The organism is Allobosea sp. 10N428, assembly GCF_056394545.1.
In genome coordinates this window covers 151,482-159,624 of sequence record NZ_JBFTIC010000010.1, presented here as the reverse complement: position 1 = coordinate 159,624, position 8,143 = coordinate 151,482, and the positions used below count along the sequence as shown (strand labels likewise).

At 68.2% G+C, this 8,143-nt stretch carries 9 protein-coding genes; 4 read left to right on the top strand and 5 right to left on the bottom strand.

Annotated features, from left to right (window positions below; translation table 11 throughout):
• Positions 1–228 (top strand): DNA translocase FtsK (locus AC1DDA_RS24050; protein WP_476797683.1); only part of this gene is annotated, 228 nt, incomplete at its 5' end.
• A 21-nt stretch (positions 229–249) separates the two neighbouring features.
• On the opposite strand, the gene AC1DDA_RS24045 is transcribed toward AC1DDA_RS24050, so the two are convergent.
• Positions 250–1,020: a DUF899 domain-containing protein gene (locus AC1DDA_RS24045; protein ID WP_476797682.1), complete on the bottom strand. Its 771-nt coding sequence runs from the start codon at positions 1,018–1,020 to the stop codon at positions 250–252.
• A gap of 109 nt (positions 1,021–1,129) precedes the next feature.
• On the opposite strand from AC1DDA_RS24045, the gene AC1DDA_RS24040 reads away from it, so the two are divergent.
• Positions 1,130–2,350 carry a helix-turn-helix domain-containing protein gene (locus tag AC1DDA_RS24040; RefSeq protein WP_476797681.1) on the top strand — a complete coding sequence of 407 codons (1,221 nt, stop codon included), beginning with the start codon at positions 1,130–1,132 and terminating at the stop codon, positions 2,348–2,350.
• 34 nt (positions 2,351–2,384) lie between these two features.
• Positions 2,385–3,023 carry a Vgb family protein gene (locus AC1DDA_RS24035; RefSeq protein WP_476797680.1) on the top strand — a complete coding sequence of 213 codons (639 nt, stop codon included), beginning with the start codon at positions 2,385–2,387 and terminating at the stop codon, positions 3,021–3,023.
• 7 nt (positions 3,024–3,030) lie between these two features.
• Here the strand turns inward: AC1DDA_RS24035 and AC1DDA_RS24030 are convergent, their stop codons facing one another.
• Both AC1DDA_RS24030 and AC1DDA_RS24025 read right to left on the bottom strand, forming a co-directional pair.
• Positions 3,031–4,194, bottom strand: a complete 1,164-nt coding sequence (locus AC1DDA_RS24030; RefSeq protein WP_476797679.1) for an amidohydrolase — start codon at positions 4,192–4,194, stop codon at positions 3,031–3,033.
• Positions 4,195–4,294: 100 nt separating this feature from the next.
• Positions 4,295–5,188, bottom strand: a complete 894-nt coding sequence (locus AC1DDA_RS24025; protein ID WP_476780882.1) for a LysR substrate-binding domain-containing protein — start codon at positions 5,186–5,188, stop codon at positions 4,295–4,297.
• A 128-nt stretch (positions 5,189–5,316) separates the two neighbouring features.
• Here AC1DDA_RS24025 and AC1DDA_RS24020 point away from each other — a divergent pair, with 128 nt between their 5' ends.
• Positions 5,317–6,021 (top strand): SDR family oxidoreductase, encoded by a 705-nt coding sequence (locus AC1DDA_RS24020; RefSeq protein ID WP_476780883.1) that lies wholly within the window; start codon positions 5,317–5,319, stop codon positions 6,019–6,021.
• A gap of 39 nt (positions 6,022–6,060) precedes the next feature.
• On the opposite strand, the gene AC1DDA_RS24015 is transcribed toward AC1DDA_RS24020, so the two are convergent.
• Together AC1DDA_RS24015 and cheB are read right to left on the bottom strand one after the other, a co-directional pair.
• Positions 6,061–7,089, bottom strand: a complete 1,029-nt coding sequence (locus AC1DDA_RS24015; RefSeq protein WP_476797678.1) for a GGDEF domain-containing response regulator — start codon at positions 7,087–7,089, stop codon at positions 6,061–6,063.
• A gap of 10 nt (positions 7,090–7,099) precedes the next feature.
• A complete protein-coding gene (cheB, locus tag AC1DDA_RS24010; RefSeq protein WP_476797677.1) occupies positions 7,100–8,122 on the bottom strand; it encodes a chemotaxis-specific protein-glutamate methyltransferase CheB in 1,023 nt (340 codons plus the stop codon).
• Positions 8,123–8,143 lie beyond the last annotated feature (21 nt).

Below are 8,143 nucleotides of genomic sequence, written 5' to 3'. Positions count from 1 at the left end.
GGTTCGGTCGACTCGGACGACCCCTACGAGCAGGCGGTCGCCGTCGTCTTGCGCGACAAGAAGGCCTCGACCTCCTACATCCAGCGCCGCCTCCAGATCGGCTACAACCGCGCCGCCTCGATCATGGAGCGCATGGAGAACGAGGGCATTGTCGGCCCCGCTAACCACGCCGGCAAACGCGAAATCCTCGGGGAGGGCGCCCGGCCGCCGCGCGACGACGAGGATTGATCGGACAACGCCGATCCGCGCTTACGAAGCTGTTTCGTAGCGATCGTGGTGACGCCACCAGGGACCGTCTGCCTCGTTGCGGCCCTTCGGGGCGCGGTCGAGCCAGGCATACATCGCCCAGATGCCGTCCACCCCGCGCGCATAGGCGGAGTAGGTGTGGTAGATCGCGCCGTCCTCGCGGATGAAGGCGCTCATGCCAGGGCGCTCGCGGTGATAGGTGGGGACATCGGTGCCGGCCATCTCCGCGAAGCTGCGCTCCACCGGATTGCCGCCGGAGCGCCATTCGAATTTCGGCTTGTGCCGGAAGTTGTAGTCGATCCCCGTGGTGCGCTCCTGCTCCTCCGTGAAGGAGACGTTGAAGTCGAAATTGAAGCCGCTGTCGCTCGATGAGGCCCAGGGGAAGCTCCAGCCCATCCGTTCGCGAAAGGCGAGGAGTTTTGCGAGCGGCGCCCGCGATACCGCCCACAGCATCACGTCGTGGTTGGCCAGATGCGTGGTACTGCCGTTGAAGCCGTCGGCGATGGCCGAGCAGGACAGGCAGCCCGCCTGATAGTCCGGGCCGAACATGAAATGATAGACGAGGAGCTGCGAGCGTCCTCGGAAGAGATCGGCCAGCGATGCCTCGCCATCTTCGGTGTCGAAGCGGTAGTCGCGGTCGATCCTGACCCAGGGCAGTGCTTGCCGTTGTTGCGCCAGTGCGTCGCCCAGCCGCGTGTAGTGCTTCTCGGCTTCGAGCAGTTCGAGCCGGGCCGCCAGCCATTCCTCGCGCGTTCCGATACGATGTGTCGTCATCGTGCTTCCCTCCTGTCGCCGGATGTCCTGCGCCGCTCGCCGCGGCGCGCCGATTGGTGCTACTGCGAAGAGAACGCGGGAAGGGAGTGACAAGTTTGGCGGGATTCCGATGGACTCGCTGATCACCGCCGCCGGCCGGGCACTCGCCTTGGGCGATCCGTTGGGCGCCCTGAACCGCGTTGCCTTGCGCGACGATCCGCCCGCGTTGGCCCTGCGTGGCATCGCCATGGCGCAGCTTGGCGATTTTCCGCGCGCCAAGCTCCTGTTGCGCCGGGCTGCACGCGGCTTCGGGGCGCGCGAGGTCGTCGCGCGGGCTCGCTGTGTGGTCGCCGAGGCCGAGATCGCCCTGGCGTCGCGTGACCTGATCTGGCCGCCCCGCAGGCTCTCGGCGGCGGCGGCGGTGCTGGAGGCCCATGGCGACCGGATCAATGCCGCGCATGCCCGTTATCTCGACATCCGTCGCCTCGTGCTGATCGGCCGGCTCGACGCGGCCGAACAGGCGCTTGCTGCGATGGACCCCGTGCCGCTGCCTTCGCCGCTCCAGGCCGTGCATGGGCTCGCGACCGCAGGCATCGCCTTGCGCAGATTGCGCGCGGGCGCAGCCCGGGAAGCTCTGGATGACGCGCGCGAAGCGGCCGGCAGAGGCGGCATCCCGGCGCTGCTGGCCGAGGTGGAGGCAGCATCCGCGGCCCTTGAGGCACCGGCGGCGCGGCTGATCGCGAACGGCAAAGAGTGCAATCTCCGCCTTCGCGACGTCGAAGCTTTGCACTCCTCGCCCGCCCTGATCGTCGATGCTTGCCGCTTCGCCGTGCGCGACAGGCATGTATCGGTCTCCCTCGCGACCCGTCCGGTGCTCTTTGCTCTGGCGCGGGCTCTTGCCGAAGCGTGGCCCTCCGATGCGTCGCGCGAAGTGCTGATTGCGCGGGCGTTCGGGGCGAAATTCACCGATGAATCGCACCGCGCCCGCCTCCGTGTCGAGATCGGGCGTTTGCGCGCGGCGTTGCGGCCGGTTGCGAGGCTGGCTGCCACGCGCGGCGGTTTCGCGATGGCGCCGCGCCATGCACCCGAGTTGGTCGTGCTGGCACGCCCTGTCGAGGAGAGGCACGCGGCGGTGCTCGCCTTTCTCGCCGATGGCGAGAGCTGGTCTAGTTCGGCGCTCGCTCTGGCCCTCAGCGCCAGCCAGCGCAATGTCCAGCGCGCGCTTGAGGAGCTGGCTTCGGCCGGCAAGGTGCAGTCTTACGGGCAGGCGCGCGCGCGGCGCTGGACGATGCCGGCCATCCCCGGTTTCGCGACGAGCTTGTTACTCACGGCGCCCTGGCGCGGTGGCTAGGGTCGAACCGTCACCATCCCTACGGAGCAGAACCATGACGGTATCCAAGGCAGAGATCATCCGCGAATACGGCCCATTTCCGGGCGTCGACAAGATCCATGGCGTGAGCTTCGACGGCGAGCGGGTCTGGTTCGCCTCAGGCGACCGGTTGAACGCGCTCGATCCCGCAAGCGGGAAGGTGGAGCGCGCCCTCGACGTGGCCGCCCATGCGGGCACGGCCTTTGACGGCAGCCATCTGTTCCAGATCGCCGAGGACCGCATCCAGAAGATCGACCCTCGTACAGGCGCCGTGCTGTCGACGATTCCCGCGCCCGGCGGCGGCGGCGATTCCGGGCTGGCCTGGGCCGAGGGAGCGCTCTGGGTCGGCGCGTACCGGGATCGCAAGATCCACCAGATCGATCCGGAGACCGGCAAGACGTTGCGCACCATTGAGTCCAACCGCTTCGTCACCGGCGTCACCTGGGTCGACGGTGAGCTCTGGCACGGAACCTGGGAAGGCGAGGAAAGCGAGCTGCGCCGGGTCGATCCCGCCACGGGCAAGGTGCTGGACAGCCTCGCCATGCCGGCGGGCGAGGGCGTCTCGGGCATGGAGTCGAACGGCGACGACCTCTTCTTCTGCGGCAGCACCTCGAAGAGCACGGTCCGGGCCGTCCGCCGGCCGAAGCGGAACTGAGACCTCCTCAGCCGGGGGAGAGCCTGCGGCGGGCGATGGCGGCGTGATAGCGTGCGCCGTGGATCAGCCCGCGATCGTCGAAATCGTAGCGGGGATTGTGCAGCGGAGCGGAATCCTCGCCGTTCCCGACATAGGCGAAGCAGCCCGGCACATGGTCGAGGAAGCGGGCGAAGTCCTCCGACCCTGTCATCGGCTCGCGCGCGACTGAGACGTCGCCATCGTCGAACACCGTGCGCGCCGCGGCGAATGCCTCCTGCACCATCGTCTCATCGTTCACCAGCGGCACGAATTCGCGGGTGTAATGCAGCTCGGCGCTGAGATTGTAGCTCTGCGCCGTGCCCTGAGCGATGATCCCCATCTGCCGCTCGATCTCGGCGCTGACCTCGGGCCGGAAGCTGCGGGCGTCGCCGAGGATGCGCGCGGTTCCGGGCAGGACGTTGCGGGTGCCGTCGGTCAGGAGTTCCGTCACCGAGACCACGGCGATGTCCGCCGGGCTCAGCCGCCGCGAGACGATGGTCTGCAGGCTGGTGACGAGCGCGCAGGCCGCGACCAGAACCTCGTTGCCGGAATGCGGCCTTGCGGCGTGCCCGCCCACGCCCTTCAGCACGATCTCGAAATTGTCCTCCGCCGACATGAACGACCCGGTGCGAGTCTGGAACTGTCCGACGGCGAGGCCGGGCATGTTGTGCAGGCCATGGATCTCGTCGAAGGGAAAGCGTTCCATCAGGCCGTCGGCGAGCATGGCGAGCGCGCCCTTGCCCCATTCTTCTGCGGGCTGGAACAGGAAGCGCACCGTGCCATCGAAGCCGCCCTCGGCCGCGAGCAGCTTGGCTGCGCCGAGCAGCATCGCCGTGTGCCCGTCATGGCCGCAGGCATGCATCACGCCGGGCGTCTGCGAGCGGTAGGGATGATCGCCCTGTTCGGCGATGCGCAGTGCGTCCATGTCGGCGCGCAACGCGATGGCGCGGTTTCCTGTGCCGCGCTTCAGCGTGCCGACGACGCCGGTGCCGCCCACGCCCTCGGCCACCTCGTCGAACCCGAATTCGCGCAGCTTCGCGGCGACGAAGGCGGCCGTCCCGACCTCCTCGAAGCCGAATTCGGGATGGGCATGCAGATGCCGCCGCCATGACGCCATCTCGGCCTGAAGCGTCTCAAGATCGAGTTCGGGCATGGTCGCGGCCTCGCAGGTCAGTCGGTTCCATGGTTAGGGCAGGCGGCGCGAAACAGGCGCTCCAATCCGCCTCGCGGGATGCAAGTTTCTTGCGCTGCCGTCAGCCCATTCCGGCGGCCTCGGTCAGCCAGCCGCGTACGGCTGCGACCGGCTCCGGATGCCGGGGCCGGCGCGGCGACAGGATGTAGAAGCCGGCCTCGATGGGCAGCTCGGCGCCGAAGAGAGGGACGAGCCGCCCGCGCGCGATATCGTCGTCGACGAGGAAGCGGCTCGTCAGCGCCAGGCCCTGGCCGGCGATGGCAGCATCCAGCGCAAGCGCCGTCTGGTTGAAGCGGATGTTCTGGGCGGACTTCGGTGCGGCGGCGGGGAAAACGGCCCCCAGAAACGCCGGCCAGAAATCATGGCCGTCATGCAGCAAGGGATAGCGCGCGAAGGTGCCGGGATCTGCGGGATCGCCGAGCTTTTCCAACAGGAGCGGGCTGCCGACGGCGATGATCCTCTGCTCATAGAGCAGTTCGGCGCTGAGCCCCGCTCCGAAGGGCGGCCGCCCGAGCCGGACGGCGAGGTCGACCGCATCGGTTCGGAAATCGGAGAGGCGGTCGGTGGCGACGATGCGCAGGTCGATGCCGGGATGGGCGTCGGTGAAATCCGGCAGGCGCGGGATGAGCCAACGCGAGGCGAAGCTCGGCGTCACGCTGATGGTCAGGTGCAGCGGCGCGGGCCGGAGTTCCTCGGTTGCGTCCGAAATCAGCTCGAAGGCCCGCCGCACGGAGGCGACGTAGCTTCGCCCGGCCTCAGTGGGCGCCAGCGTCCGCGGCAGCCGTTCGAAGAGCTTGAGGCCGAGCTCCGTTTCGAGCTGGCGGATCTGCTGGGCGACGGCGCCTTGCGTGACCCCGAGCTCCTCGGCAGCGAGGCGAAAATTGAGATGGCGCGAGGCGACCTCGAAGACGCGCAGGCCGTTGAGCGAGGGCAGGCGATGGATGCGGCCGGTCATGCGATAGTTTTTCTACAGGCCGATGCGAGTGAAACTGGTTCGTCAGGCACGAAGCGGAGTGGTAGGAAATTCGCCGGCTCGTGGAATGCGCTGCCAGATAGTGCTGCGCAGCGACAGTGGAGACAAGCATGGCGACAGAAAAAGTGGCTCTCGTCACCGCAGGCGGCAGCGGCATGGGCGCCGCCGCGGCGAAGCGCCTGGCGGCGGACGGCTTCCGGGTCGCCATCCTGTCTTCGTCCGGCAAGGGCGAAGCGCTGGCACAGGAACTTGGCGGGATCGGCGTCACCGGCTCCAACCAGTCGAACGACGATCTGCGCCGCCTCGTCGATCTCGCGATGGAGCGCTGGGGCCGCATCGACGCGCTCGTCAACAGTGCCGGCCACGGGCCGCGCGCTCCGATCCTCGAGATCACCGACGAGGACTGGCATCGCGGGCTCGACGTCTATCTGATGAACGTCATCCGCCCGGTGCGGTTGGTGGCGCCGATCATGCAGGCGCAGAAGGCCGGCGCGATCGTCAACATCTCGACGGCTTGGGCCTTCGAGCCGAGCGCGATGTTCCCGACCTCGGCCGTGTTCCGGGCCGGGCTGGCATCCTTCACCAAAATCTTCGTCGACACCTATGCGGCCGACAATGTCCGCATGAACAACGTTCTGCCGGGCTGGATCGACAGCCTGCCTGCGACGGAGGAGCGGCGCCAGAGCGTGCCGATGAAACGCTACGGGACGAGCGCCGAGATCGCCGGCGCCATCGCCTTCCTGGTCTCGCCGGATGCGGGCTACATCACCGGCCAGAACCTGCGCGTTGACGGCGGCATCACCCGGTCGATCTGAGACAAGGCGGTTGCAAGCCCGGTACCAGGGCTGCGCCGGCTAGCCTCCCGCCGCCGGCGCCGCCTCTGAGAATACCGCGCGGTCGCGCCCGCCGTTCTTCGCCCGGAACAGTGCGAGATCGGCCGCATTGACGAGGCCGCCAGGGCCGGTCTCGGCGCTCGGCCAGGCTGTCGCTACGCCGACGCTGATCGTCACGCGCCCGGAGCCATGGGGAATGTTCAGGTCGCGCACGCCCTGGACCATGGCCTCCGCCACATGGGCCGCGCCCTCGGGCGGCACATCGGTCAGGATCACGACGAATTCCTCGCCGCCGAACCGGGCGGCGAGGTCGGTCGAGCGGCACGCACCGTTCTGGATCACGCCGGCCACCTGCTTCAGCACGTCGTCGCCGGCGAGATGGCCATAGGCGTCGTTGTAGCGCTTGAAATGATCGACATCGATCATCAGCACGGAGAGCGGGTTGCCGGTCCGCACGCCCCGTTTCCACTCGGCTGCGAGATACTCGTCGAAGTAGCGGCGGTTGCCGAGTCCGGTCAGCCCGTCGATCCGTGTCAGTCGCTCAAGCTCGAGATTGGCGCGCATGAGCTCGCGCTGGCTCTCGCGCAGCGCCCGGTATGCCTCGTCGCGCTGGAGGTGATCGATATAGGCCCGGGTGTGGTAGCGGATGCGCGCGATCAGCTCGATCTTGTCCGGCAGCTTCACCAGATAGTCGTTGGCGCCGGCCTGGAAGGCCTCGCTCTTGATCGCCGGGTCTTCCTTGGTCGACAGCACGATGACCGGCACGCTGTGGAGCGCAGGGTGCTTGCGATAGCGCCGCACCAGATCGAGCCCATCCACACCGGGCATCACCAGATCCTGCAGGATAACGGTCGGTTTGACGCGCTGGGCTACTTCGATCGCGTCCAGCGGGTCCGTGCAATAGTGGAAGTCCACGTCGCCCTGATGCGTCAACGCCCGCCGGACCGCCTCGCAGACCATGACCTGATCGTCCACGAGCAGCACCATCGCCAGATAATTGTCGACGGGGAGCGGGGCATCGGGGGAGGAGGTGGTGGGTTCGCCTGCCATGGTAAGCCTTCTAGAGCGCCGGCTGGCCGCAGACCTCGGCGAGGCGCGGCGCGATTGCGGTCAGGGGCAGAATTTCGGTGGCGGCGCCGATGGCCGCAGCTGCCTTGGGCATGCCGTAGACGGCGCTGGTCGCCTGATCCTGCGCGATTGTCAAATGGTGCTTGTCGCGCAGCAGCTTCAATCCACGGGCGCCATCCCGCCCCATGCCGGTGAGCAGCACGCCGACCGCGCTTCCGCGCCATTGCTGTGCGACACTCTCGAAGAAGGCATCGACCGAGGGGCGATAGGCATAGTCGCGCGGTTCCGCCCGGTAGCCGAGCTCATCTGCCGAGGTGAAGACGAGATGGTCCGCGCTGGCGGCGATCAGCACGCTGCCCGGTACGGGACGGTCTCCTTGCAGGGCAGCGCGCACCGCGATCCCGCTTTGCTGTTCGAGCCAGCTCGCGAAGCCCGGGACGAACTGCGCGTCAAGGTGCTGGACGAGAACGATCGCCGCCGAGAAGCCCTGCGGCAGCCCGGCGAGCAGGGTTGCGACGGCCGCGGGGCCCCCGGCGGAGGCTCCGATGGCGACGAGCTGCTGCGTCGAGGCGCTGCGGGGCGCCGGCGGGCGCGATTTGCGCAGCGTTCGCGGCAGGTCGCTGGCAAGACGGCCGACCGCCGACATGCGCGCCAGCAGCGCGCCGCCTTGAGTCGAAGCGATGCCATTCGCGCCGATGACGGGGATGTCGACGGCGTCGAGCGCGCCATAGCCCATGGCCTCGTAGACGCCCGAGACATTGGCATCCACGCTGGCCGTGACGAGCAGGATCGGGCAGGGGGTCTCGGCCATGATTTGCCGGGTGGCCTCGACGCCGTCCATGACCGGCATGTTCAGGTCCATCAGGATGAGATCGGGAAGGTCGCGCCGGGCGGCCGCCACGGCCTCCGACCCGTCCATGGCGATCCAGGCGACCTTGTGCTCCGCGGTCGACGTCACGATCCGTCGCAGGACTTCGACGGCCATGGGCAGATCGTTGACCAGGCCGACTCTCATGGGAGGTCCTTCATGCGGGCG

Excerpts from the sequence above, each read along its gene's own strand:
- AC1DDA_RS24035 (WP_476797680.1), top strand. The coding sequence starts at position 2,385 with ATGACGGTATCCAAGGCAGAGATCATCCGCGAATACGGCCCATTTCCG.
- AC1DDA_RS24040 (WP_476797681.1), top strand. The coding sequence starts at position 1,130 with ATGGACTCGCTGATCACCGCCGCCGGCCGGGCACTCGCCTTGGGCGAT.
- AC1DDA_RS24020 (WP_476780883.1), top strand. The coding sequence starts at position 5,317 with ATGGCGACAGAAAAAGTGGCTCTCGTCACCGCAGGCGGCAGCGGCATG.
- AC1DDA_RS24015 (WP_476797678.1), bottom strand. The coding sequence starts at position 7,089 with ATGGCAGGCGAACCCACCACCTCCTCCCCCGATGCCCCGCTCCCCGTC.
- AC1DDA_RS24030 (WP_476797679.1), bottom strand. The coding sequence starts at position 4,194 with ATGCCCGAACTCGATCTTGAGACGCTTCAGGCCGAGATGGCGTCATGG.
- AC1DDA_RS24045 (WP_476797682.1), bottom strand. The coding sequence starts at position 1,020 with ATGACGACACATCGTATCGGAACGCGCGAGGAATGGCTGGCGGCCCGG.
- AC1DDA_RS24025 (WP_476780882.1), bottom strand. The coding sequence starts at position 5,188 with ATGACCGGCCGCATCCATCGCCTGCCCTCGCTCAACGGCCTGCGCGTC.
- cheB (WP_476797677.1), bottom strand. The coding sequence starts at position 8,122 with ATGAGAGTCGGCCTGGTCAACGATCTGCCCATGGCCGTCGAAGTCCTG.